Consider the following 22,627-nt stretch of genomic DNA (forward strand, 5'->3'; position numbering starts at 1 on the left):
TTATCTCCTATTTGAGTTTATATAAGCCGTTTTTGAGCTTTTCAAGCAAAGCTTTCTCTTCTAAAAATTTAAAAGTAGAAATGATGGTTGGTTTGCTGATGTTTAACTTTTTAGAAAGTTCTTCGATATTTGCAAAGACAAAGCCATCTTCATTAGCATGAAGGGCTAAAAATTCTAAAATTTCAAAGCGTTTTTTACCAAAGATTTTCACGCATAGTGTTTTTACTTTATCATCCATTCTCTAGCCATATTAAAAAGAATAAAACTCCAAGTAATTATAGCCAAAACAACGCTAAAAAACACCCCAGCGCTCGCACAATCTTTTGCTTTTTTAGCTAAGATGTGAAATTCGCTCGTGTAAAGATCCACGCAAGCTTCTATAGCAGAATTTAATGCTTCTATAATTAAAATCAAAACTAATACTAAAATAAGCACAAAATGTTCTAAAAAACTCACAGGTAAAAAAAAGCTTACAAAAATCAAAGGTAAGATAATGGCAAATTCTATTCTAAAAGCCATTTCATCTTTAAGCAAGAATTTAATGCCACTAAAGGCATAACTTGCATTTTTAAATAAAGAATACTTTGGCTTCATTAAGGATTTTCCTTTAAATTTTTACTATATAAGTCATAGTTTTCTTCATATTCTTTAGTTTGGACATTAAAATATCCTAATAAACTTGAAAAAATATTATCTTGAGATAATTTATAATCTTTCTTTTTTTGTAATTCTTGGATTAAATTATTATCTTTGCTCCAAAGAATCATAGGAACATGAGTTTGTTCTTTTGGTGCTATGAAATAGGGCATTCCATGAAGGTAAATTCCATTTTCTCCTAAACTTTCTCCATGGTCTGATACATACAACAATGAGGCATTTTGTGCAGGACTTTGCTTTAATAAGTCAATAAGACTTTTGATGATAAAATCTGTATAAAGTAAAGTATTGTCATAGGTATTAGTTAATTCTTCTTGCGAGCATTGTTGTAATTCATTTGTATCGCAAGTTGGCGTAAATTTTTTAAACTCATTTGGATAGCGCTTAAAATAAGCTGGTCCATGAGAACCTTGCAAATGAACGACTATGATTTTACTTGAAGATGGATTTTGTAATTGTTCTTTTACAAGCTCAAGTAAACTCTCATCATAATCTTTTGAAATCAATTTATGTGCTATACGATCGCAGTTTCCTTTGCAACCTCCAGAATTATTTCCAAGCCAAACACTTTGAACTCCAACTCTTTGTAAAATATCTAAAGCATTTTCTTCATAAAGACTATTGTCAAAAGTAGCTCTTTTGTGTCTTGAAAATATACAAGGTAAACTTCTAGCAGTTGCTGTCCCGCAAGAGCTTACATTGTCAAAATATATTAAATTAGGTTCGTTTTTGGTGTAAAAATTAGTATCATTTTTGGTATAACCACCCAAAGAATAGTTATTTGCTCTAGCGGTTTCCCCTATGACTAAAATCATAGTTTTGTTTAAGTCTTTTTCCATTTTCGCATCTAAAGCTATCTTTTGAAGTTCTTTTTCTGGAATAACTTCTAATTTTATATATTTAATTGCTGAATAAATTTGATAAAAAGGAGTGTTATAAACTCTTACTTCATTATAAGTTCTTAAAAATGGTACAATACTTTTTGAAAAAATTCCAAGCAATCCAAAAGCAACAAATAAAGCAACAAATAAAGTGCCAAATTTAATGATTAAATGTTTTTTGATATTGTGATATTCTATTTTAGCTTTTATAACTAAAAATGCTGGAATCACAAAAGTAAAAAATATATAAACAAAAATATTAAAATTAATCAGATCGCGTACTTCTTTTTGATCAGTTTGCATAGCATTTCTAATCATATCATGATCTATAATAACACCATAATTGATCATAAAATAACTACTAATTGAACTCACACCTATTAAAAAAATCATTAAAATCTTGCTAAGATAAGGCAAAAATAATAAAGCGAAAATTCCAACTAATAGTGCAAAATATATAATTATATATAAAATAATGGAAATATCATTATTATGAGGATGTAAATTTTCGTGAATATAAGAAAACAATTTCAGATTGATACTAGTTATATAAAAAGCACTCAAAATAATAAATTTAAGCCACGATATATTAAAAAATTTCATGAAATCCTTTCAAAATTAAAGATTTAATTATAAATAAAAATGGTTAACTTAATATCTTTATGGTATGATTTTGCTTTTTGTAAGTTTAAGGATTAAATTATGAAATTATTATCATGGAATGTAAATGGCCTAAGGGCAATTTGTGATAAAAATGCACTTGATTGGATTGAAAAAGAAGAAATTGATTTTATAGGTTTTCAAGAAATCAAAGCACACGAGGATAAATTTCCAAAAAGAATTTATGAGTATCCTTTTAAACATATGTATTCAAATAGTGCTAAAAGAGCAGGGTATTCAGGTGTAATGAGCTTGTGTAATTTTGATTGTGAAGTCAAAAAATGTGAGTTTTTTGATGATGATGAGGGTAGAGTTTTAGAGCATAGCTTTAAAAATGTAGTTTTGTTTAATATTTACTTTCCAAATGGTCAAAAAGATGAAGAGCGTTTGAATTTTAAAATGAAATTTTATAATGACTTTTTAGTGTATTTAGATAAACTTTTAAAAGAAGGTAAAGAAATTATCATCTGTGGAGATGTTAATACCGCACATCGTGAGATAGACTTAACCCACCCAAAAGCTAATGAAAAAACTTCAGGTTTTCTACCGATTGAGCGTGCTTGGATAGATGATTTATTAAAATTAGGTTTTATAGATACTTTTAGACATATAAATGGCGATGTTAAAGAAAAGTATTCGTGGTGGAGTTATAGAATGAAAGCAAGAGAAAGAAATGTGGGCTGGAGGATTGATTATTTTTTCATTTCTAATGGCTTAAAAGATAAACTTAAAAATGCTTTTATAAGAGATGATATTTTTGGCTCAGATCATGCTCCTGTAGGGATAGAAATCGATATTTAAGGTATTTTTTAATGCCTTAAATAATTATTAAGTAAAAATTGTTATAATTTCATCTTAAAACTGCAAAATGGCCCATTCGTCTAGCGGTTAGGACATCGCCCTTTCACGGCGGTAACACGAGTTCGAGTCTCGTATGGGTCACCACTTACTATATTTATATCCACTTTTTTTGATAATCATTGTCATATTTTACAAAAAGTTACATTGTTCGATTTAAATATTTTTTATTTGTTTTATCTTATTTAAATTAAGTTTATTTTAAAATACTTATTATTAATATATTGAAAGTTATTATTAATAATTTGTAAATTTTTACATTGACTTCACACTTGTTTTTTAAAATATACAAAAAGGAGGACAAAATGTATAGACCTAAAAGCAAAAATGAGTTAATGAATTTGGTGCATAATGAAAGAATTTCTCTAAGAGATATTGATGTATCTTTGATTGATGATTTTTCTTATGTATTTTATTATTCTAAAAGATTGGATTTTTTAGGTATTGAACATTGGGATGTATCAAATGCTAAAGATATGTCTTATATGTTTTATTGTTGCGAAAGTTTTAATGCAAATTTGTCACGCTGGAATGTTTCTAAAGTTGAAAATATGGCAAGTATGTTTTTTAACTGCAAAAATTTTAATCAAGATTTATCAAAATGGGATACTCAAAATTTAAAAGATATGTCTTATATGTTTTTTAATCGTGTTAATTTCAATCATTCTTTATTGCATTGGAAAACTTCAAATACTACTAGAATGGCACATTGTTTTGAAAACTGTCATGCGTATGAGCATAGTGTTGTGAATTGGGATGTGCAAAATGTAATTACTATGGCATATCTTTTTCACAATTGCAAAAATTTCCATCATGAATTAGATGAGTGGAATATCCAAAAGGATTGTAATACTGAAAAAATGTTTGGAAATCGTGGTATTGATAAACTTTATGCAGTAAAAGGTATAGAGTTAGAATAAACAAAATTCACACAATTTTTGTGTGAATTTTTCTTTTATCTTTTTAAGTTTTTCATCAAGTTTTTGTACTAAACTTATCTTCATAAAGCGTTATTTTTTAGCTTCTAGAGATTATTTTTTAGGAAAATTTACATGAAAATAAAATTTATTACAAAAAGAGATAAAAGTCAAGTTGCATTTGATATTTTTAAAATTAAAAATGCTATTTTTAGAGCCAATATAAACTCTACTGATAAAAAATTAGAAAATGATGAATTAGGTAGGCTTTGTGATGAGGTTGTAGCTTTGCTTGATGAAAATCATGCACAAGTAGAACAAATTCAAGATAAAGTTGAAGAGGTTTTAATAAAAAATGCTTTAATCAATACTGCAAAATCTTATATATTATACCGCCAAAAAAGAACACAAATCCGCAATGGTAGCTATGATTTGCTAAATTTGTATGATGATTTAACCTTCAAAGATTCCAAAGAAGCTGATTTAAAAAGAGAAAATGCCAATATCAACTCAGATAGTGCTATGGGTATGATGTTAAAATATGGTTCAGAAGGAGCAAAATACTATGTAGATGAGTGTATTTTACCAAAACATATCGCAAATGCACATAAAAATGGCGATATACATATACACGATAAAGACTTTTATATGCTAACACAAACTTGTTGTCAAATAGACTTGTTAAAGCTTTTTGAAAATGGTTTTAGCACTGGACATGGAAGTTTGCGTGAGCCAAATGATATCAGATCTTATGCTTCTTTAGCTTGCATTGCTTTACAGGCTAATCAAAATGAAATGCATGGGGGTCAATCTATACCAAATTTTGATTTTGCTATGGCAAAGGGTGTGGCAAAGACTTTTCAAAAAGAGTATAAAAAGGCTATAAATGCTTTTTTTGAAATAAAATTAGAACAAAACCTAGACGAGCAATGCTTTAAAAATGCTAATTTTCAAGTTTCAAGCGAAAAAGAATGCTTTAAAGAGCTTTTAAAGCTTGATTTAAATAGTGATGAGAATTTTTTAAAACAAGCAAATGCTTATGCTTACAAAAGAGCATTAAAGCAAACCCAAGATGCGACTTTTCAAGCTATGGAAGCTTTGGTGCATAATCTTAATACTATGAACTCAAGAGCAGGAGCTCAAGTGCCTTTTAGCACGCTAAATTATGGCACCGATACTTCTTTTGAAGGGCAAATGGTAATAGAAAATTTACTCAAAGCCACGATGAAAGGCTTAGGAAATGGTGAAACACCAATTTTTCCTGTGCAAATTTTTAAAATAAAAGAAGGTATTAATTATAATGAAAAAGATCCAAACTACAAGCTTTTTAAACTCGCTATAGAATGTGCTTCTAAAAGACTTTTTCCAAATTTTAGCTTTTTAGATGCAAGCTTTAATGCAAAATACTATAAAAAGGGTGATTATAATAGCGAAGTAGCTTATATGGGTTGTAGAACTAGGGTTATGGCAAATGTTTATGATGAGAGCAAAGAAATCACAAGTGGCAGGGGAAATTTAAGTTTTACAAGTATAAACCTTGTGCGTTTAGCCATAGAAGCTAAAGGAAATTTAGAGCTTTTTTACTCACTTTTAAAAGAAAAATTAGAGCTTGTGTATGAGCAATTACTTCATAGATATAAAATTCAAAGTCTAAAAAAGGTTAAAAATTTCCCATTTTTAATGGGCGAGGGAATTTGGATAGATTCAGATTCTTTAAAAGAAAATGATAGCGTAGAAAAAATCATAGCACACGGGACTTTAGCTATAGGTTATATAGGACTTTGTGAGAGTTTAATAGCTTTAGTAGGTTCTCATCATGGACAAAGTCAAGAAGCAAGGGATTTAGGTTTGCAAATCGTGCGTTTTATGCGTGAATTTGTCGATGAAAAAGCACTCAAAGACAAACTGAATTTTTCACTCATAGCTACCCCGGCTGAAGGTTTAAGTGGAAGATTTTTAAAACTAGATCAAAAAAAATACGGCATTTTAAAAGGCATAACCGATAAAGAATTTTATACCAATTCTTTTCATATTCCTGTAGATTTTCCTATTAGTATATATGAAAAAATTCAAATAGAAGCCCCATATCATGAGTTAAATAATGGTGGGCATATTACTTATGTAGAATTAAACGGCGATGTGAGTAAGAATTTAGAAAGTTTTGAACGCATTATAAAATGTATGAAAGAAAGCAATATAGGCTATGGCTCGATTAATTTCCCACTAGATAGAGATCCGGTATGTGGTTATAGTGGTGTGATAGATGAGTTTTGTCCAAAGTGCCATAGAAAAGAAGATGATATTAAATTTGAACGCATAAGAAGAATCACAGGTTATTTAGTAGGAACGCTTGATCGTTTTAATGACGCTAAAAAAGCTGAAGTTCATGCAAGAATTAAACACGATTTTTCTTAGATTAGCCGGTGTCATAAAAGAATCCATAGTCGATGGCTATGGTTTGCGTTATGTGATTTTTACTCAAGGCTGCCCTCATCATTGCAAAGGTTGTCATAATCCACAAACACATGATTTTAACAAAGGATATTTGCAAGATTTAGCAAGTTTGTATGATGATATGTGTAAAAATCCTTTGCTCCAAGGTGTTACTTTTAGTGGCGGGGAGCCTTTTATGCAAGCAAAAAATTTAAGTATTCTGGCAAAGCACATTAAGGCTTTAGGGCTTGATCTTACTATGTATACAGGTTTTACTTATGAAGAGCTATTAGAAGAAAAATCAAAAAAAGAATTACTTATCTTAGCTGATGTTTTGATAGATGGGAAGTTTATTTTAGAGCAAAAAGACCTATCTTTAAAATTTAAAGGTAGTAAAAACCAACGCATTATCGATGTAGCAAAAAGCTTAGAACAAGGCAAAGTAATACTTTTTGAAAAATAAAGACTCATTTAGTCTTTTTTAACTTAACTATGTTAGAATGCTATAAAATTTAAAAAAAGGAGAACAATATGTTTGAATTAAGAAAACTACCTTATGAAGCAGACGCTTTTGGAGACTTTTTGAGTGCAGAAACTTTTGCATTTCATCATGGCAAACACCATCAAACTTATGTAAACAACCTAAACAATCTTATTAAAGATACTGAATTTGCAGGAAAAGATTTAGTTTATATCATACAAAACTCAAATGGTGGAGTTTTTAACAACGCTGCTCAAGTGTATAATCATGACTTTTATTTTGACTGCATTAAGCCAAAAACATGCTGTGGCTGTGGCTGTTCTTTAAGTGATGAGTTTAAAGCAGCGGTTGAAAAAGACTTTGGTTCTATGGAAAATTTAAAAGAAGAATTCATCAAAGGAGCTACAGGAGTATTTGGTTCTGGTTGGTTTTGGCTAGTTTATAACACTCAAAATCAAAAATTAGAATTAGTAGCTACAAGCAATGCTGCTACACCTATCACTGAAGGTAAAGTTCCACTTTTAGTAGTTGATGTGTGGGAGCATGCTTACTATGTAGATCACCGTAATGCACGCCCTGCGTATTTAGAAAAATTCTACGCACACATTAATTGGGAATTTGTAGTAAAAGCTTATGAATGGGCTATCAAAGAAGGTATGAATTCAGTAAGCTTTTATGCAAATGAACTTCATCCTATAAAATAAGAAAAAAGTCTCTTATTTTTAAGAGGCTTTTTTTAATCAAAGCTAAATTATCTTAAGAATAACAACAATAAAAATATCCTAATTTACACAAATAATTAACAAAAGCACTATCATATTTAAAAAATATTAATAATTATTTTTTATCATTACAAAAAATTTTAATAAATCAAGGAGTTTTAATGTCTTATTTTATGGGGGGGGGTATGTGAAAATAATCCCACTTTAAAATCATCTTATTTAAACAATAATCTTTCTTTTGTTAAAAAAACTTTCTTATCTTTAGCGACTATATCTTTTTTAGCAACCTGTGCCAATGCTAGTATAGTAACTATAAATGATCAAAATTCTAATAGTAGTGTTAAAAACACTAAAGCCAAACAAGTAAAAAATTCAAAAAATATTAGTGGTGGTAATTGTAGTAGCAGTAGTGATTGTACTATAAGTAGCTCTATTAGTAATGGTGTAACTATTAATAGTGGAAGTGATAATAACTCATTAGCTATTACAAGTAATGGTAGTGTTACAAACTCAAATAAACATGGCGTAGAAATTATGGGTAGTGCTACTAATGTAACCATTAATAATGCTGGTACAATAAAAAGTACAGCTAATGGTAATAATCATGGTATAGAAATATGGGGAAATTCTACTGTAGATAAAATAACTAATACAGGTTTAATTGAAGGCTCTAGTACTGGTGTTAGTGTAACAACCCAAAATACTACTTTAAAAAATTTAGAAAACAGCGGAACTATAAAAGGTGGTTCTAATGGTATAAAAGTTGATCATGGAGGTAAATTAGAAACGCTTAATAATACAGGTACCATAATTGGAAGTGGAAGTCATGGTATTAGAGTTGATAGTGCTACATTGCAAAATTTAAAAAACAGCGGAACTATAAGTGGAAATGGTTATGGTGTTTATATTAGGAACTCTACATTAGATAATTTAGAAAACAGCGGAACTATTAATGATGGCAACGCTGCTGCTATTTTTGTTTATGGAGGAAATATTGGAACTATAAACAATTCTGGTAATATAATTTCTACAGGAACTAATGATTGGAGTGCAGCTATTAAGCTAGAAGGTGGTGGCACGATTAAAAATATTACTAATACGGGCACTATAGAATCAAATCATGATGGAATTGCTGTATCTTATGGTAAATTTGAAACTCTAGACATAAAAGATGATGGAATAATAAAAGCTAAAAGATATGGTATAAATATAAGTCAATGGCAAACATTAGGAAATTTATATGTTGATAATGGTAGCATTTATGGAGGAGAAAGTGGTATTTTGTTAAGTACAGGTTCTACTACAAGTGATATATCTATAAAAAATGGTGGCGTGGTATATGGAGGTGATTATGGGATGTATTTTGATCACGCATATTTAAATCAAAACACAACTATAGCTGGAGAAAATTCTGCAATACATGGTGGAATTGCTGGAATTTATTTAAGCAGAGGATCTGCTTTAAAAGGAACTATAGAGGTTAAAGAGAAAGGTATGATCTCAGGTGGTGAGAATGGATTTGGTATTATAAATGCTGATAATGCTAATATAGGCGGATCTATTTTAATCAGTAGTGGCGGTGTGGTTACTGGTATTTTAAATAAAGATAATGCTAAGATTACCGGAACTATAAAAGTGGATGGAGAAGGCTCTTCTATAGTAGGTGGTATAATAAATCAAGATAATGGTAAAATAGAGGGTTTTATAGAGGTTAATAATAAAGGACAGATAGATAGTATCATCAATGCTGGAAGTGGAGAGATTAGCGGTAGTGTAAAAGTAGATAATCACTCTAAAGTTGAGAATATTATCAATGGTGCTTTGGCAAGTTCTTTTTATAATAATGGAGTTTCTACTGGTAAAATTTCAGGAGATGTTAGCGTTGATAATGGAAGTATAGTTGGAAGCATCATCAATGCTGGGCAAGGAGAGATTACTGGTGGTATTAAAGTTGATAATAGTAGCGAAGTTACTAATATTTCTAATTCTGGTAATGGGCTTATTAGCAGTAATGTTAGCGTTGATAATGGTTCAAAAGTAGGTAATATCATTAATGATGATTATGGAAAAATTACAGGGGATGTATCTATAGGTGAAAAATCTTCTGTAGATAAGATTATCAATAGCGGTCATGGTAGTATAGGTGGAAATATTATAAACAATGGTAATTTAGGCTCAATTAACAATAGTGGTTCTATCAGCGGTTCTATTGAGAATAACAACGGTGATTTAGAAATCAAAAATGATGGAGATTTAGGTGGCTCTATCACTGTAGGTAGTGGCGGTGGTAATACTTCTATTTCAAATGGTTCTAATGGTAATATCGGCGGTGGTATAGTTAATAATGGTAATAATGATGTTAATATAGATAACCAAGGTACAGTTAAACCTGATAAAGATGGTAATCACATTACTAATAATGGTAATGGTAATGTAAATGTAGGAGATTGGATAGTAAAACCAAATGAAGATGGTAGCTTTGATGGAGCTATTAATGTAGGCGGTAGTGGTAGTGGTTCTACAAATATAGACAATATCACAGTAGATACTTCAGATCCAAATTTTGATGCAAGCAAACCTATCAATCCTGACAATATAGTTAATAATACTGGTAGTGGTGGTAACATAGGAGTAGGTAATGTTGGTTCAAACAATGATTTATTAAATTTAGTTTATGATCCTATAACAGGACAATATAAAACCTTAGCAGATGTAAGTGCTGGTGTGGGTTCTGTTATGGCTCAAACAATAATTAACACTTATATGATGAGATCATTCTTCCTTGATACTGTTTTAGATGATGCATCAAGAATGGCTTACAAACATGCAAGAATACACAATAATCATAAAACAAATAAAGACTTAGTAGGTTTTGATACAGATGAGCATTATCACGGCTTTGTATTGCCTTATTTTTCATCTAATAGCATTAAGCTTTTAGGAACAAATGATTATTCTAAAGGACATACCAAAGGTATAGTGGCTGGCTTTCATACTTTAAAAGATATAGGTATGCTAGGAGCTTATGTAGGAACCGAAGAGGCTAATATGGATACTAAAGATTATTTCTCTTTAAAAATGCAAACAGTGTATGCTGGTTTGAAGTATTCTAATATTTTATTAGAAGATGAGATAAAAGAAGCCTTTTTTAAATTCCATACCAAAGCAGCATATACCAAAAATGATGTGCAAAAATTTGTTGATAAAGGAAAAAGAGAGGCTAATGGTAATACAGATACCTATGGTTATGGAGCAAGTATTGGAACTGGTATGAATTTTTATTTAGATGGGGCAGATAATATAATTACTCCTGAGGTGTCTTTAAACTATGAAGGTGGTTTCACAAAAGCTTTCAGCATGCATGGAGATGGAGCATTAAATCATGAAAGATATTATAAGAGTGAATTAAATCTATTTTCAAGTACGGCATCTCTTAAATGGCTTAATAAATGGCATCCGCAAATTAGCACTTCATTTGAAGCAGGTGCAAGAATTAATTTTAATCCTGAAGTAGAATCAAGAGTAAATTTTGCAAACTTAAAAGCAAGCGAAACCTTAGATTTGCCAAGAACTTATCAATATGCAAGTGCGTCTTTGATTTTTTCTTTGGCAGAAGATTTAGAAATGTCATTTAATTATAATGGAACTTTTGCAAATAATTCTCATTCGCATACGGGATTTTTACAGTTTGACTTTATATTTTAATAATGATTAACTAAGCCTTTTAAGGCTTAGTGTTTAATTAATTGCCCAGAGTTTGCTTAAAACAGATTATAAAATGACAAAATAAAAATTTAAAAAAGCACAATTGGTACAATAAAGTTAAGAATGCGCCAATGTTGAATATAAAAACTATAAAAGTTTTTAGTATTATAAATAATTTAAAAACAATAAACTCCTTATTAAATACACTCTATCACATTAAGCTTATTTTTAAGCTCAATGTGATTTATTAGCAAACTCTAGGGAGTTAATTACTCTAAAACAACCCCTTCATTTAGCACAACTTCGCCTATTACATAAGCATCTGAGTTCTCTAAAACTTTTCCTACATTAGATGGATCTACCACTATAACTAAGCCCACACCCATGTTAAAGCTTCTATACATTTCAGCTTCTTCTACACTTTGGCCTATTTGATAAAAAATTTCAGGAGTTTTTAGATGATGTTTTCTAATAATAGCACCTATTCCTCTTGGGAAAACTCTAGGTAAATTCTCTACCAAACCACCACCTGTTATATGAGCTAGTGCATTGATGAAAGGTTTTAATTTTAAAAAGTCTTTTACATAAATTCTTGTAGGTTCAAGTAAAATATCGATTAAATTTTTACCATCTATTTTATCATCAAATTTAAGCTTTTGTGTTTCAAATAATACTTTTCTAGCTAAAGAATATCCATTAGAATGAAGCCCACTACTAGGCAAAGCTAGTAAAATATCTCCATTTTTTACAAAATTTCTTCTATCTATTTCATCTTTTTCAGCCATGCCCACTGAAAAACCTGCTAAGTCAAAGTCATTGTTATGATACATTCCAGGCATTTCAGCAGTTTCTCCGCCTATTAAGGCACAATTTGCTTTTTTACAACCATTAGCAATCCCTGCTACAACCTTTTTAGCTACTTCTACATCTAACTTTGCACTTGCATAATAGTCTAGAAAAAACAAAGGCGTAGCAAAATTGCAAATTAAATCATTCACGCACATTGCTACTAAATCTTCGCCTATTGTGTCAAATTTTTGACTATCAATAGCAAGACGCAACTTTGTGCCTACCCCATCTGTTGCTGCTAGCATAACAGGATTTTTAAAACCACTTGGCATGGCAAAAGCACCCGAAAAAGAACCTATGCCTCCTAAAACATTTTCATTAAAAGTTTCTTTTACTAAAGGCTTGATTGCTTCTACCAAAGTATTACCATTATCTATACTTACGCCCGCATCTTCATAACTTATATTCATTTATCTTCCTTTAAGAATTTAAAAGGTATTTTAACTAAAAATATTTTAAGGTTAAATTATGCAAAATGCTTATTTTGTGACTTCAAGTATAGCAGGTGGAAAGTCAAGCTTTATAAAAATAGTTCAAAATTTGGGTTTTGATACTTTAAGTGCAGATGTGATAGCTCATGAGCTTTTAAATGAAAATGCTAATTCTATAGCTAAGCTTTTTGATAATGATGATTTACTTATAGCAGGAAAAATAGATAGAAAAAAGCTTGGTGCTATTGTATTTAATGATTTAAACGCCAAAAAAAAGTTAGAAGGTTTTTTACATCCTAAAATCAAAGAAGAAATTTTACAAAAAGCACTAATTTTAGATAAAAAAAACAAGGCTTTTTTTATAGAATTGCCTTTATTTTTTGAAAATAATCATTATCAAGATCTAGGAAAAAGTATATTGATTTATGCTCCAAAAGAAATTTTATTAAAAAGATTAATGCAAAGAGATAATTTAGATGAAAATGAAGCCTTAAAAAGAATTAATTTGCAACTTGATATAGAAGAAAAACTAAAAAAAGCAGATTTTGTGATAAAAAATATTTCAAGTTATGAAAAATTTGAAGAAAATGTGCTAAATTTTTTAAAACATACTTTAAAGGTTAAAAATGAAATTTTATAAATATTGTGCAAGCGGAAATGATTTTGTAGTATTTGCAGATGGTGAAAAAAAAGATCGTAGCGAGTTAGCTAGAATTCTTTGTAGTCGTTATGAGGGCATAGGTGCTGATGGGCTTATAGTAGTTGTGCCTCATGATAGATATGATTTTGAATGGGAATTTTATAATTGCGATGGTAGTAAAGCAAATATGTGTGGTAATGGATCGCGTGCAGCAGCTCATTTTGCTCATCATTATCTAAAAAAATCACAATATTTAAATTTTTTAACCGGAGCAGGACTTATAAAATCATTTGTTGATGATGACATGGTAGAGATTAAATTAAGTGGAGTGAAGGATATTAAAGAAGCTTTTAAACATAAAGATAGAATTTGGCAAGGATGTAATACAGGTGTGCCACATATGGTGACTTTTGTTGATGATTTAAATGAATTTGATGTAAATTTATGCAAAGAAGTGCGTAAAAAATATAATGCAAATGTTAATTTTGCTAAAATAGAAAATGAAGAATTTATAAGAGTTAGAACCTATGAACGCGGGGTAGAAGATGAGACTTTAGCTTGTGGTACAGGTATGGGAGCTTGTTTTTATCTTGCTTATTTAAATCAAAAAGTTAAAGATGATATTTTAGTAAAGCCAAAAAGCAAAGAAAATTTATATTTTAGATTAGAGGATGATCAAATATTTTTCAGAGGAAAGGTAAAGTGCTGTTTTGAAGCTGATTATAATTTTACTTAGTAGTTTTTTATTTTTAAAAGCTGAATTTATAGCAGGTTTTGATAAATATTATTATGCTTTAAGTATAAAAGAAAAGCGTGAAGTTTTTATCAAAAAAATCAATGCTTTGTTGGATGTTTCTTTCAAAGAAATTGAAAATGAAAAAGAATTTATAGATATTTTTTTTGAGGAAGCTTTAAAGAGTAATTTTAGAAAACTAAATTCTAATGCTGTGCAAAAACTATGGTTTTTAAAAGAAAAATATCGCGTTAAAAATTTATACGATCACAAGGAATACCAACTGCGTATCCAAAAGGTTCCAAAATCTTTAGCCATAGCCCAAGCAATTATTGAGAGCGCAACTGGTACAAGTCGTTTTGCTAAAGAAGCAAATAATTTATTTGGAGAATGGACTTGGGGTGAAAAAGGTTTAATTCCAAAAGAAAGAGGCGAGGGTAAAACTCATAAAATTCGTATATTTGATACCTTGCAAGAAAGCGTGGATTCATACTTGCTAAATTTAAATCGTCATGATGCTTATAAGGAATTTAGAGCTTGGCGGTGGGATGCTATAAATCAAAATGAAAAACTTGATGGCAAAGAAGCGGCAAGTCATTTGGAAAAATACTCAGAGATTAAAAGTAATTATACTAAGCTTATTATTTCTATCATAAATCAACATAAGCTTGATGAGTTAGATTAATTTCCTAAAGCCCACTCATCAAAAGGTAAAATCATCACACGCACCCCTTCTATGAAAAACTCATCTCTTTGTGAAAGCGTGATGATATAAATAGTTGAAAGTGCGAGTTGGTTTTTACTAAGTATTTTTTTGACTTTTAAACTAAGTAAATCTTTATCTTTAAAGGGCGAGCATAAAAATGCATTTTTAAGACTTGGTAAGTAAAAATCAAAATATTTGGTATAAAAAATTTCTTGTTCAAATTTAAACAACTCGCTTAAAATCAAATTTTCAAACAAAGCACTAAAGTCTTTTTGTATGCTTAGAGAATTTTTTAGTGAAAAGTCCCAAAAATATACTTTTTTTAAATTCTTTTCAAGATTTTTTACAAAATACAAAGTGTAGTTTGATTCTAGTTTTTCTATGCTTTTATATAAGGTATCTTTGGAAATTTTTATAGTATTTTTTAGTGTTTTTAATAGCTCATTAACGCTAAATTCATTCCCGAGTTCTAAGGCAATTTGTTTGAGTATGGTAAGCTCTAATGGAGTGTAAAAACTTCTTAAGTATGATGAGTTTGTGTTAAAGTTGTGATTTAAAATCACATTGCGTCCTGTATGTAAAAAATAACTTACCATGGTTTTAGTGTCAGCGTATTTTTTGTTTAAGCTTAAAAATTCTTCAAAGTCTAAATAATCTAAATGAAGTTCTTCAAAATAATCTAAATGAAAATTGCTATCACAAATGCTTATTATGATTTGCAAATTAAGGTGTTTTAAACTGGCAAAGTCAAAATTATGAGCAAAGTTGCAAAGTGCTAAAAATTTAATCTGTGGATTATAGGTTAAAAACGAATTTAAATTTACCAAAGCACTTGCTTGAAATTTTAAATCATCACAATCAATAAAAAGTATATTTTCACTTTTGTACAAAGATAAAAAATTTAAAATTAAATTTTTCTTACCACTTGCAAAACCACCTTTTATAATGATGTTTTTATGGGTTTGAATTTGAATTTTTCTTTCATCAAATTTTTGAAATTTTGGGTAATTATCGTAAAAAAATTGTAGTGATTTCATAAATTTCTTTGTAATTAATGGTGGAGCATAGCGGGTTCGAACCGCTGACCCCAACGCTGCCAGCGTTGTGCTCTCCCAGCTGAGCTAATGCCCCTTTAGATTTTGAAATCATACTATATTTTTTCTTAGATTTTCTTAATGTATAAAAAATCTTGTAAATTTTATAAAATTTAATTTTTATCCTTTTTAAAAGGAAAATAATTAAAAAAAATGTATAAATTTCTTGACATAGCAAAGGCTCTTTTTATATAATCTCAACATCATTTTATATGGTGGTTAGATTCTTATGGGTCTAACGAGTTCTTTACAAAGGAAAAAATATGGAAAGAATCAGGCTTAAGCTAAAAGCTTATGACCACAGAGTTCTAGATCGCACAGTTGCAGCAATTGTAGAAGCTGTTAAAAGAACAGGTGCTGACATCAGAGGTCCAGTGCCAATGCCTACAAAAATCAAAAGATACACAGTTTTGAAATCTCCACACATCAATAAAGATTCACGCGAACAATTTGAGATGAGAATTCATGCTCGTATGCTTGATATTGTAGCAGCTACTCCAGATACAGTAGATTCACTCACTAAGCTTGACTTGGCTCCAGAGGTCAATGTTGAAGTAAGAGCTATGGGTAAATAAGGATAGAATATGGAATACATTGTAGAAAAAATTGGTATGAGTAGAACAATCAGCACACCAAGCATTCCTGTAACCTTACTTAAACTTGTTCAAACTAAAGTATGTGAAGTAGAAAATGGAAAAGCTTTGGTTGCTTATGTAAAAGGCAAAGCAAATAATAAATGCATTGCGGGTCAGCAAAAAAAATACAATCTTTCAGCTGAATATAATAGATTTGCTTCTTTAGAAGTAGCAAACACAGAAGCAGGTGATATTGATCTTAATCCTTTAAAAGAAGCTTCTATCTTAAAAGTAAGCTTTAATTCTAAAGGTAGAGGTTATAGTGGGGTTGTTAAAAGACATGGATTTGCCGGAGGTCCTGCAAGTCACGGTTCAAGATTTCACAGACGCCACGGATCAATCGGTAACCGCGAATGGCCAGGTCGTGTTCAACCAGGTATGAAAATGGCAGGTCATTATGGTAATGTAAAAGTTACTGTTAAAAATGAAGTAGTTTCATTTGATGAAGAAAATGGCATCTTAGTAGTAAAAGGTGCGGTACCAGGATTTAATGGTGCTATGGGTAAAATAAGGATTGCAAAATGAGTAAAGTAACTGTTTTAAATGATAAATTTGAAAAAGCTAGTGAACTCGATCTTCCAGCAAAATATGCAGAAGTTAATCCTCACAACCTTTATTTATATGTAAAATCTTATCTTGCTAGCCTTAGAGCAAACACAGCTCATACTAAAGGTAGAAGCGATGTAAGCGGTGGTGGTAAAAAACCATGGAGACAAAAAGGTCGTGGTGGTGCAAGAGCAGGTTCAACAAGAACGAATGTTTGGGTTGGTGGTGCTGTAGCATTTGGTCCTACAAACAATCGTAATTATTTCCAAAAAGTTAATAAAAAACAAAAACGCTTAGCGCTTGAAAGAGCATTGGCTGATAAAGCACAAAACAATGCATTATTCTCAGTAGATAGTTTAAGCATTGAAAGCGGTAAAACAAAAGATGCAAATGCAGTTATTAAAAAGCTTGGTTTAAAAGATGCTTTAATTGTAAAAGATTTACTAGATGAAAAAACACTTCTTGCTTTTAGAAACTTAGCAAATTGCTATGTAGTTGATATTAGCGAAGTAAATGCTTATTTAGTATCTGTATTTAATGCTGTTATCATTGAAAAAGCAGCGCTTGAATCTATCGTAAAAGAGGGTTAAAATGGCAGATATTACTGATATAAAAACAATACTTTACACTGAAAAAAGCTTAAACCTTCAAGAGCAAGGTGTTGTAGTTATTCAAACTTCTCCAAAAATGACTAAAAATGGTCTAAAAGAAGTTTTAAGAGAATATTTTGGTGTAACTCCAGTAAGAATTAATTCTTTAAAAATGGATGGAAAAGTAAAGCGTTTTAGAGGTCGTGAAGGTCAAAGAAATAGCTTTAAAAAATTCTATGTTAAGCTACCAGAAGGTGTGAGCTTAGAAAGTTCGGAGGCATAAGATGGCAATTAAAACTTATAAACCATATACTCCAAGTAGAAGATACATCACAGGTGTAAGCTCTGATGATATCACAGCAAAAGCTAGTGTGCGTTCATTACTTGTAAAACTTCCAGCTCATGCAGGTCGTAACAATAATGGTAGAATCACAAGCCGTCATAAAGAAGCAGGTGCTAAGAAACTTTACAGAATTATAGATTTTAAAAGAAGAAAATTTGGTATTGAAGGTAAAGTTGAAGCAATCGAGTATGATCCATACAGAAATTGTCGTATTGCATTAATCTCTTATAGAGATGGTGAAAAAAGATACATCTTACAACCAAAAGGTTTAAGCGTTGGTGATGTTATTTGCGCTGCTGAAAGCGGACTTGACATTAAACCAGGTAATGCAATGAAATTGAGAAATATCCCAGTGGGTACTATCGTACACAATATCGAGTTAAAACCGGGCAAAGGCGGACAAATGATCCGTTCAGCGGGTGCTTATGCTCAATTAATGGGTAAAGAAGAAAAATATGTTATCTTAAGACTTGCAAGTGGTGAAATGAGACAAGTTTTAGCTGAATGTATGGCAAGTATCGGTGAAGTTGGTAATGAAGAATGGTCAAATGTGACTATCGGTAAAGCAGGAAGAAACCGCCATAGAGGTATTCGTCCTCAAACAAGAGGTTCTGCGATGAACCCAGTTGATCACCCGCACGGTGGGGGTGAAGGTAAGAAAAATTCAGGCCGTCATCCAGTTACTCCATGGGGTAAACCAACTAAAGGTGCTAAAACTCGCCGTAAAAAAGCTAGCGATAAGCTAATAATTTCAAGAAGAAAAGGAAAGTAAGATGGCTAGGTCACTAAAAAAAGGTCCTTTTGTTGATGACCATGTAATGAAAAAAGTCATCGCTGCTAAAAAAGCTAACGATGGTAAGCCAATTAAAACTTGGTCAAGACGCAGCACTATTATACCTGATATGATAGGTTTAACTTTTAATGTTCATAATGGAAAAAGCTTTATCCCAGTATATATTACTGAAAATCATATCGGTTACAAATTAGGTGAATTTGCACCTACTAGAACATTTAAGGGTCATAAGGGCTCTGTTCAGAAAAAAATAGGTAAGTAAGGGAGATTTATGAGTAGAGCGTTAATTAAATTCATAAGATTATCTCCAACTAAAGCGAGATTGATTGCTAGAGAAGTTCAAGGTATGAATGCAGAGCTTGCATTAGCTAGTTTGAAATTTATGCCAAATAAAGGTGCTAAATTTATAGCAAATGCTATTTCAAGTGCTGTAGCAAATGGCGGATTTGAAGCAAATGAAGTTGTTGTTTCAAGTTGTCGTGTTGATGCTGGTGCGGTTTTAAAAAGATTTAGACCAAGAGCTAGAGGAAGTGCTAGTCGTATTAGAAAGCCAACTTCACACATTTTGGTAGAAGTTAGTAAAGTAGAAGCAAGTGCTGAAAAAACTACAAAAGCTAAAAAAGCATCAGTGAAAAAGGAAAGCTAATATGGGACAAAAAGTAAATCCGATTGGTTTAAGACTAGGAATTAATAGAAATTGGGAATCAAGATGGTTTCCTACAAAAGCTAATTTAGCAGAAAATATTGGTGAAGATTATAAAATCAGAACATTTTTAAAAAGAAAACTTTATTATGCAGGAATTAGCCAAATTCTTGTAGAAAGAACAGCGAAAAAATTAAGAGTAACTGTTGTAGCTGCAAGACCAGGGATTATTATTGGTAAAAAAGGTAGTGATGTTGATATTTTAAGAAAAGAACTTCAAGATTTAATCAAAAAAGAAGTTAATATCAATATCAAAGAAGAAAGAAAAGCAGGTGCTTCAGCTCAGCTTGCAGCTGAAAGTGTTGCTACTCAACTTGAAAAAAGAATTGCTTTTAGAAGAGCAATGAAAAAAGTAATTCAAGGAGCGCAAAAAGCAGGTGCTAAAGGGATTAAAGTTTCAGTTTCAGGCCGTTTAGGTGGTGCTGAAATGGCAAGAACTGAATGGTACCTAGAAGGTCGTGTTCCACTTCACACTTTAAGAGCAAAAATCGATTACGGTTTTGCAGAAGCACATACTACTTATGGAAATATAGGTATTAAAGTGTGGATCTTCAAAGGTGAAGTTTTACAAAAGGGTGTTCAACCTGAAAAAACCGAAGAAAACGCTCCAGCTAAAAAAACTAGAAGAGCAAGAAGAGGTAAATAATCATGTTAATGCCAAAAAGAACAAAATATCGTAAAATGATGAAAGGGCGTAACAGAGGTTATGCCAACAGAGGGACTGAATTTACTTTTGGTGATTTTGCCCTAAAAGCAACTGAAGCTGGCCGTATCAATTCACGCCAAATCGAAGCAGCTCGTATTGCTTTAACTCGTTTTGTAAAAAGACAAGGTAAAACTTGGATTAGAGTTTTCCCAGATAAACCTCTAACTAAAAAACCTTTAGAAACTCGTATGGGTAAAGGTAAAGGTGCAGTTGAGGAATGGGTAATGAACATTAAACCAGGTCGTATTATTTATGAAATGGCAGGGGTTAATGAAGAAATGGCAAGACAAGCTTTAACTTTAGCGATGCATAAATTGCCATTTAAAACTAAGTTTGTTACAAGAGAGAGCCAAAATGAAATATACTGAGATTAAAGATAAAACAGCAGGTGAGCTTGCAACAATGCTAAAAGAAAAAAAGGTGCTTTTATTTACTTTAAGACAAAAGCTAAAAACAATGCAGCTAACTAATCCTAAAGAGATTAGCGAAGTTAAAAAAGACATCGCTAGAATCAATACTGCAATTAGCGCTTTAAAATAAGGATAGAAAATGGCATTTAAAAGAGAAATTCAAGGCGTTGTTGTTCAAATTGCTGGAGATAAAACAGCAACAATTTTGGTTGAAAGAAAAGTGGTTCACCCAAAATACAGAAAAATCGTAAAACGCTTTAAAAAATATTTAATTCATGATGAAAGAAATGAACTTAAAGTGGGAAATACTGTAGTTGCTATTGAATGTAGACCACTTTCTAAGAGAAAATCATTTCGCTTAAAAACTATAGTATCAGCAGGAGTTGAGTAATGATTCAAAGTTTTACTAGGCTTGCAGTTGCTGATAATAGCGGTGCAAAAGAATTAATGTGTATTAAGGTTTTAGGTGGTAGCAAAAGAAGATACGCTACTGTTGGTGATGTAATCGTTGCATCTGTAAAAAAAGCTCTACCAAATGGTAAAGTTAAAAAAGGTCAAGTAGTAAAAGCAGTTATCGTTAGAACTAAAAAAGAAATTCATAGAGACAATGGTTCTTTAATTCGTTTTGATGAAAATGCAGCAGTTATTCTTGATGCTAAAAGAGAGCCTATCGGAACGCGTATTTTTGGACCAGTAGGTCGTGAAGTAAGATATGGTGGCTTTATGAAAATTGTTTCACTAGCACCGGAGGTGTTGTAATGAAATTAAAAATTAAAAAGAATGATATGGTAAAAGTTATCGCAGGCGATGACAAAGGCAAAACAGGTAAAGTTTTAGCAGTATTTCCTAAGACAAATAAAGTAATTGTTGAGGGTTGTAAAATCGCTAAAAAAGCTGTTAAGCCAAGTGATAAAAATCCAAATGGCGGTTTTATCAATAAAGAAATGCCAATGGATATTTCAAATGTAGCAAAGGCAGGAGAATAAGATGATGAGATTGAAAGAAAAATATACTCAAAATATCAAACCTGCTTTAGTTAAAGAATTTGATATTAAAAATCCTATGCTTGTTCCTTTTATTGAAAAAGTTGTAATCAGTGTAGGTGCTGGGGAATTAGCAAAAGATCAAAAAGTATTACAAAATGTTGCAGATACTATTTCATTGATCGCTGGGCAAAAAGCAGTTATCACAAAAGCTAAAAAATCAGTTGCTGGTTTTAAAGTAAGAGAAGGTTTCCCAGTAGGTGTAATGGTAACATTAAGAAAAGACAATATGTATGCTTTCTTAGATAAGCTTATTACTATAGCTCTTCCTCGTGTTAAAGACTTTAGAGGTCTTCCAAGAGATGGTTTTGATGGAAGAGGAAACTATAACTTTGGTTTAGATGAGCAGTTAATGTTCCCAGAAGTTGAATATGATAAAATCTTAAGAACTCATGGTATGAACATTTCTATCGTTACAACAGCAAAATCAGATAAAGAGGCACAAAAATTATTAGAATTATTTGGCGTGCCATTTGCAAAAGGAAAGTAATATGGCTAAAAAATCAATGATTGCAAAAGCTGCCCGCAAACTTAAATTTAGCGTTAGAGGGTATACTAGATGCCAAATTTGTGGAAGACCACATTCAGTTTATAGAGATTTTGGAATTTGCAGAGTTTGCTTAAGAAAAATGGCAAATGAAGGTTTAATTCCTGGTCTTAAAAAAGCAAGTTGGTAAGAGGAAAGAACCATGATAAATGATTTAATTTCAGATTCACTAACAAGAATTAGAAATGCAGGGATGAGAAGATTAGAGACTACTCAACTTTTGCATTCTAAAGTTATCGAAGCTTTACTTGGAATTTTCCAAGCTAAAGGCTATATTGAAAGCTTTAATGTTATTGAAGAGGATAAAAAGAAATTCATCAATGTAGTTTTAAAATATGATGAAAAAGGTAAAAGCGTAATTAACGAAGTTAAGCGTATTTCTAAACCTGGTCGTCGTGTTTATAAAGGCAAAGATGAGATTAAAAGATTTAAAAACGGTTATGGTACTATCGTAGTAAGCACTTCAAAAGGTGTTTTAGCTAACGACGAAGCTTATAAAGCAGGCGTTGGCGGCGAAGTTTTATGTACTATTTGGTAAGAGTTT

30 protein-coding genes and 2 tRNA genes are annotated in these 22,627 nt (G+C 31.0%); 26 read left to right on the top strand and 6 right to left on the bottom strand.

Annotation, left to right across the window (positions count from 1 at the left end; all coding sequences use genetic code 11):
* Positions 1 to 7: 7 nt before the first annotated feature.
* The 3 genes from L8X38_RS04560 to L8X38_RS04570 are packed head-to-tail and all read right to left on the bottom strand — an operon-like array spanning position 8 to position 2,141.
* Entirely contained in the window at positions 8 to 238 is a 231-nt protein-coding gene (locus L8X38_RS04560) for a helix-turn-helix domain-containing protein (protein ID WP_263661418.1), read from the bottom strand.
* Entirely contained in the window at positions 223 to 594 is a 372-nt protein-coding gene (locus tag L8X38_RS04565; protein WP_263660393.1) for a diacylglycerol kinase, read from the bottom strand. The genes L8X38_RS04560 and L8X38_RS04565 overlap by 16 nt, the downstream gene beginning before the upstream one ends.
* Positions 594 to 2,141 carry a phosphoethanolamine transferase gene (locus L8X38_RS04570; RefSeq protein WP_263661419.1) on the bottom strand — a complete coding sequence of 516 codons (1,548 nt, stop codon included), beginning with the start codon at positions 2,139 to 2,141 and terminating at the stop codon, positions 594 to 596. The genes L8X38_RS04565 and L8X38_RS04570 overlap by 1 nt, the downstream gene beginning before the upstream one ends.
* 99 nt (positions 2,142 to 2,240) lie before the next feature.
* Between L8X38_RS04570 and L8X38_RS04575 the strand changes: the two genes are divergently transcribed.
* The 7 genes from L8X38_RS04575 to L8X38_RS04605 all read left to right on the top strand — a co-directional run bounded on the left by L8X38_RS04575 (position 2,241) and on the right by L8X38_RS04605 (position 11,314).
* A complete protein-coding gene (locus L8X38_RS04575; RefSeq protein ID WP_039617114.1) occupies positions 2,241 to 2,999 on the top strand; it encodes an exodeoxyribonuclease III in 759 nt (252 codons plus the stop codon).
* Between the two features lie 69 nt (positions 3,000 to 3,068).
* Positions 3,069 to 3,143, top strand: a tRNA-Glu gene (locus L8X38_RS04580).
* Between the two features lie 218 nt (positions 3,144 to 3,361).
* On the top strand, positions 3,362 to 3,976 hold the full coding sequence (locus tag L8X38_RS04585) for a BspA family leucine-rich repeat surface protein (protein WP_263661420.1): 615 nt from the start codon (positions 3,362 to 3,364) through the stop codon (positions 3,974 to 3,976).
* Between the two features lie 132 nt (positions 3,977 to 4,108).
* On the top strand, positions 4,109 to 6,388 hold the full coding sequence (locus L8X38_RS04590; RefSeq protein WP_220566995.1) for an anaerobic ribonucleoside triphosphate reductase: 2,280 nt from the start codon (positions 4,109 to 4,111) through the stop codon (positions 6,386 to 6,388).
* The gene (gene nrdG / locus L8X38_RS04595; RefSeq protein ID WP_263661421.1) at positions 6,360 to 6,869 is read left to right on the top strand and encodes an anaerobic ribonucleoside-triphosphate reductase activating protein; all 510 of its coding nucleotides are present in this window, start codon (positions 6,360 to 6,362) and stop codon (positions 6,867 to 6,869) included. Before L8X38_RS04590 ends, nrdG begins: the two co-directional genes overlap by 29 nt.
* A gap of 68 nt (positions 6,870 to 6,937) precedes the next feature.
* Complete coding sequence (gene sodB / locus L8X38_RS04600) at positions 6,938 to 7,591, top strand: superoxide dismutase [Fe] (protein WP_263661422.1); 654 nt, start codon at positions 6,938 to 6,940, stop codon at positions 7,589 to 7,591.
* 552 nt (positions 7,592 to 8,143) lie between these two features.
* Positions 8,144 to 11,314 carry an autotransporter outer membrane beta-barrel domain-containing protein gene (locus L8X38_RS04605; protein WP_263661423.1) on the top strand — a complete coding sequence of 1,057 codons (3,171 nt, stop codon included), beginning with the start codon at positions 8,144 to 8,146 and terminating at the stop codon, positions 11,312 to 11,314.
* 269 nt (positions 11,315 to 11,583) lie between these two features.
* On the opposite strand, the gene purM is transcribed toward L8X38_RS04605, so the two are convergent.
* The gene (purM, locus tag L8X38_RS04610; RefSeq protein ID WP_263661424.1) at positions 11,584 to 12,573 is read right to left on the bottom strand and encodes a phosphoribosylformylglycinamidine cyclo-ligase; all 990 of its coding nucleotides are present in this window, start codon (positions 12,571 to 12,573) and stop codon (positions 11,584 to 11,586) included.
* 58 nt (positions 12,574 to 12,631) lie between these two features.
* On the opposite strand from purM, the gene coaE reads away from it, so the two are divergent.
* The 3 genes from coaE to L8X38_RS04625 are packed head-to-tail and all read left to right on the top strand — an operon-like array spanning position 12,632 to position 14,652.
* On the top strand, positions 12,632 to 13,234 hold the full coding sequence (gene coaE / locus L8X38_RS04615; RefSeq protein WP_220566998.1) for a dephospho-CoA kinase: 603 nt from the start codon (positions 12,632 to 12,634) through the stop codon (positions 13,232 to 13,234).
* Complete coding sequence (gene dapF / locus L8X38_RS04620) at positions 13,221 to 13,970, top strand: diaminopimelate epimerase (RefSeq protein ID WP_263661425.1); 750 nt, start codon at positions 13,221 to 13,223, stop codon at positions 13,968 to 13,970. Before coaE ends, dapF begins: the two co-directional genes overlap by 14 nt.
* On the top strand, positions 13,945 to 14,652 hold the full coding sequence (locus L8X38_RS04625) for a glucosaminidase domain-containing protein (RefSeq protein WP_263661426.1): 708 nt from the start codon (positions 13,945 to 13,947) through the stop codon (positions 14,650 to 14,652). The genes dapF and L8X38_RS04625 overlap by 26 nt, the downstream gene beginning before the upstream one ends.
* Here the strand turns inward: L8X38_RS04625 and L8X38_RS04630 are convergent.
* Together L8X38_RS04630 and L8X38_RS04635 are read right to left on the bottom strand one after the other, a co-directional pair.
* Positions 14,649 to 15,710, bottom strand: a complete 1,062-nt coding sequence (locus tag L8X38_RS04630; protein ID WP_263661427.1) for an ATP-binding protein — start codon at positions 15,708 to 15,710, stop codon at positions 14,649 to 14,651. The genes L8X38_RS04625 and L8X38_RS04630 overlap by 4 nt on opposite strands.
* 18 nt (positions 15,711 to 15,728) lie before the next feature.
* Positions 15,729 to 15,804, bottom strand: a tRNA-Ala gene (locus L8X38_RS04635).
* A 226-nt stretch (positions 15,805 to 16,030) separates the two neighbouring features.
* Between L8X38_RS04635 and rpsJ the strand changes: the two genes are divergently transcribed.
* The 16 genes from rpsJ to rpsH are packed head-to-tail and all read left to right on the top strand — an operon-like array spanning position 16,031 to position 22,621.
* Complete coding sequence (gene rpsJ / locus L8X38_RS04640; protein ID WP_012660810.1) at positions 16,031 to 16,342, top strand: 30S ribosomal protein S10; 312 nt, start codon at positions 16,031 to 16,033, stop codon at positions 16,340 to 16,342.
* A 9-nt stretch (positions 16,343 to 16,351) separates the two neighbouring features.
* Positions 16,352 to 16,927, top strand: a complete 576-nt coding sequence (rplC, locus tag L8X38_RS04645; RefSeq protein ID WP_012660811.1) for a 50S ribosomal protein L3 — start codon at positions 16,352 to 16,354, stop codon at positions 16,925 to 16,927.
* Positions 16,924 to 17,538 (top strand): 50S ribosomal protein L4, encoded by a 615-nt coding sequence (gene rplD / locus L8X38_RS04650; protein ID WP_039617137.1) that lies wholly within the window; start codon positions 16,924 to 16,926, stop codon positions 17,536 to 17,538. Before rplC ends, rplD begins: the two co-directional genes overlap by 4 nt.
* A gap of 1 nt (position 17,539) precedes the next feature.
* On the top strand, positions 17,540 to 17,821 hold the full coding sequence (locus L8X38_RS04655; RefSeq protein WP_039617139.1) for a 50S ribosomal protein L23: 282 nt from the start codon (positions 17,540 to 17,542) through the stop codon (positions 17,819 to 17,821).
* Between the two features lies 1 nt (position 17,822).
* On the top strand, positions 17,823 to 18,653 hold the full coding sequence (gene rplB, locus L8X38_RS04660) for a 50S ribosomal protein L2 (protein ID WP_039625087.1): 831 nt from the start codon (positions 17,823 to 17,825) through the stop codon (positions 18,651 to 18,653).
* Between the two features lies 1 nt (position 18,654).
* Positions 18,655 to 18,936 carry a 30S ribosomal protein S19 gene (gene rpsS / locus L8X38_RS04665; RefSeq protein ID WP_039664929.1) on the top strand — a complete coding sequence of 94 codons (282 nt, stop codon included), beginning with the start codon at positions 18,655 to 18,657 and terminating at the stop codon, positions 18,934 to 18,936.
* A 9-nt stretch (positions 18,937 to 18,945) separates the two neighbouring features.
* Entirely contained in the window at positions 18,946 to 19,320 is a 375-nt protein-coding gene (gene rplV, locus L8X38_RS04670) for a 50S ribosomal protein L22 (protein WP_039617143.1), read from the top strand.
* Position 19,321: 1 nt separating this feature from the next.
* A complete protein-coding gene (rpsC, locus tag L8X38_RS04675) occupies positions 19,322 to 20,023 on the top strand; it encodes a 30S ribosomal protein S3 (RefSeq protein WP_039617145.1) in 702 nt (233 codons plus the stop codon).
* A 2-nt stretch (positions 20,024 to 20,025) separates the two neighbouring features.
* Positions 20,026 to 20,451: a 50S ribosomal protein L16 gene (rplP, locus tag L8X38_RS04680; protein WP_012660818.1), complete on the top strand. Its 426-nt coding sequence runs from the start codon at positions 20,026 to 20,028 to the stop codon at positions 20,449 to 20,451.
* Positions 20,438 to 20,623, top strand: a complete 186-nt coding sequence (gene rpmC / locus L8X38_RS04685) for a 50S ribosomal protein L29 (RefSeq protein WP_012660819.1) — start codon at positions 20,438 to 20,440, stop codon at positions 20,621 to 20,623. The genes rplP and rpmC overlap by 14 nt, the downstream gene beginning before the upstream one ends.
* Positions 20,624 to 20,632: 9 nt before the next feature.
* Entirely contained in the window at positions 20,633 to 20,884 is a 252-nt protein-coding gene (gene rpsQ, locus L8X38_RS04690; RefSeq protein ID WP_039617148.1) for a 30S ribosomal protein S17, read from the top strand.
* Positions 20,884 to 21,252, top strand: a complete 369-nt coding sequence (rplN, locus tag L8X38_RS04695; protein ID WP_012660821.1) for a 50S ribosomal protein L14 — start codon at positions 20,884 to 20,886, stop codon at positions 21,250 to 21,252. Before rpsQ ends, rplN begins: the two co-directional genes overlap by 1 nt.
* Positions 21,252 to 21,479: a 50S ribosomal protein L24 gene (gene rplX, locus L8X38_RS04700; RefSeq protein WP_012660822.1), complete on the top strand. Its 228-nt coding sequence runs from the start codon at positions 21,252 to 21,254 to the stop codon at positions 21,477 to 21,479. Before rplN ends, rplX begins: the two co-directional genes overlap by 1 nt.
* A gap of 1 nt (position 21,480) precedes the next feature.
* On the top strand, positions 21,481 to 22,026 hold the full coding sequence (rplE, locus tag L8X38_RS04705; protein WP_133319134.1) for a 50S ribosomal protein L5: 546 nt from the start codon (positions 21,481 to 21,483) through the stop codon (positions 22,024 to 22,026).
* Position 22,027: 1 nt separating this feature from the next.
* Positions 22,028 to 22,213 (top strand): type Z 30S ribosomal protein S14, encoded by a 186-nt coding sequence (locus tag L8X38_RS04710; protein WP_263661428.1) that lies wholly within the window; start codon positions 22,028 to 22,030, stop codon positions 22,211 to 22,213.
* A 12-nt stretch (positions 22,214 to 22,225) separates the two neighbouring features.
* Complete coding sequence (gene rpsH / locus L8X38_RS04715; RefSeq protein WP_039617152.1) at positions 22,226 to 22,621, top strand: 30S ribosomal protein S8; 396 nt, start codon at positions 22,226 to 22,228, stop codon at positions 22,619 to 22,621.
* Positions 22,622 to 22,627 lie beyond the last annotated feature (6 nt).

The organism is Campylobacter sp. CNRCH_2014_2452, assembly GCF_025772865.1.
GTDB lineage: Bacteria > Campylobacterota > Campylobacteria > Campylobacterales > Campylobacteraceae > Campylobacter_D > Campylobacter_D lari_D.

Excerpts from the sequence above, each read along its gene's own strand:
- L8X38_RS04575 (WP_039617114.1), top strand. The coding sequence starts at position 2,241 with ATGAAATTATTATCATGGAATGTAAATGGCCTAAGGGCAATTTGTGAT.
- L8X38_RS04590 (WP_220566995.1), top strand. The coding sequence starts at position 4,109 with ATGAAAATAAAATTTATTACAAAAAGAGATAAAAGTCAAGTTGCATTT.
- L8X38_RS04570 (WP_263661419.1), bottom strand. The coding sequence starts at position 2,141 with ATGAAATTTTTTAATATATCGTGGCTTAAATTTATTATTTTGAGTGCT.
- L8X38_RS04630 (WP_263661427.1), bottom strand. The coding sequence starts at position 15,710 with ATGAAATCACTACAATTTTTTTACGATAATTACCCAAAATTTCAAAAA.
- rpsH (WP_039617152.1), top strand. The coding sequence starts at position 22,226 with ATGATAAATGATTTAATTTCAGATTCACTAACAAGAATTAGAAATGCA.
- rplE (WP_133319134.1), top strand. The coding sequence starts at position 21,481 with ATGATGAGATTGAAAGAAAAATATACTCAAAATATCAAACCTGCTTTA.
- rpsC (WP_039617145.1), top strand. The coding sequence starts at position 19,322 with ATGGGACAAAAAGTAAATCCGATTGGTTTAAGACTAGGAATTAATAGA.
- L8X38_RS04655 (WP_039617139.1), top strand. The coding sequence starts at position 17,540 with ATGGCAGATATTACTGATATAAAAACAATACTTTACACTGAAAAAAGC.
- L8X38_RS04605 (WP_263661423.1), top strand. The coding sequence starts at position 8,144 with ATGGGTAGTGCTACTAATGTAACCATTAATAATGCTGGTACAATAAAA.
- rplC (WP_012660811.1), top strand. The coding sequence starts at position 16,352 with ATGGAATACATTGTAGAAAAAATTGGTATGAGTAGAACAATCAGCACA.
- L8X38_RS04710 (WP_263661428.1), top strand. The coding sequence starts at position 22,028 with ATGGCTAAAAAATCAATGATTGCAAAAGCTGCCCGCAAACTTAAATTT.
- rplN (WP_012660821.1), top strand. The coding sequence starts at position 20,884 with ATGATTCAAAGTTTTACTAGGCTTGCAGTTGCTGATAATAGCGGTGCA.
- rpsJ (WP_012660810.1), top strand. The coding sequence starts at position 16,031 with ATGGAAAGAATCAGGCTTAAGCTAAAAGCTTATGACCACAGAGTTCTA.
- rplX (WP_012660822.1), top strand. The coding sequence starts at position 21,252 with ATGAAATTAAAAATTAAAAAGAATGATATGGTAAAAGTTATCGCAGGC.
- rpsS (WP_039664929.1), top strand. The coding sequence starts at position 18,655 with ATGGCTAGGTCACTAAAAAAAGGTCCTTTTGTTGATGACCATGTAATG.
- rplB (WP_039625087.1), top strand. The coding sequence starts at position 17,823 with ATGGCAATTAAAACTTATAAACCATATACTCCAAGTAGAAGATACATC.
- rplV (WP_039617143.1), top strand. The coding sequence starts at position 18,946 with ATGAGTAGAGCGTTAATTAAATTCATAAGATTATCTCCAACTAAAGCG.
- rpmC (WP_012660819.1), top strand. The coding sequence starts at position 20,438 with ATGAAATATACTGAGATTAAAGATAAAACAGCAGGTGAGCTTGCAACA.
- dapF (WP_263661425.1), top strand. The coding sequence starts at position 13,221 with ATGAAATTTTATAAATATTGTGCAAGCGGAAATGATTTTGTAGTATTT.
- rplP (WP_012660818.1), top strand. The coding sequence starts at position 20,026 with ATGTTAATGCCAAAAAGAACAAAATATCGTAAAATGATGAAAGGGCGT.
- rpsQ (WP_039617148.1), top strand. The coding sequence starts at position 20,633 with ATGGCATTTAAAAGAGAAATTCAAGGCGTTGTTGTTCAAATTGCTGGA.
- nrdG (WP_263661421.1), top strand. The coding sequence starts at position 6,360 with ATGCAAGAATTAAACACGATTTTTCTTAGATTAGCCGGTGTCATAAAA.
- sodB (WP_263661422.1), top strand. The coding sequence starts at position 6,938 with ATGTTTGAATTAAGAAAACTACCTTATGAAGCAGACGCTTTTGGAGAC.
- coaE (WP_220566998.1), top strand. The coding sequence starts at position 12,632 with ATGCAAAATGCTTATTTTGTGACTTCAAGTATAGCAGGTGGAAAGTCA.
- L8X38_RS04565 (WP_263660393.1), bottom strand. The coding sequence starts at position 594 with ATGAAGCCAAAGTATTCTTTATTTAAAAATGCAAGTTATGCCTTTAGT.
- L8X38_RS04585 (WP_263661420.1), top strand. The coding sequence starts at position 3,362 with ATGTATAGACCTAAAAGCAAAAATGAGTTAATGAATTTGGTGCATAAT.
- purM (WP_263661424.1), bottom strand. The coding sequence starts at position 12,573 with ATGAATATAAGTTATGAAGATGCGGGCGTAAGTATAGATAATGGTAAT.
- rplD (WP_039617137.1), top strand. The coding sequence starts at position 16,924 with ATGAGTAAAGTAACTGTTTTAAATGATAAATTTGAAAAAGCTAGTGAA.
- L8X38_RS04560 (WP_263661418.1), bottom strand. The coding sequence starts at position 238 with ATGGATGATAAAGTAAAAACACTATGCGTGAAAATCTTTGGTAAAAAA.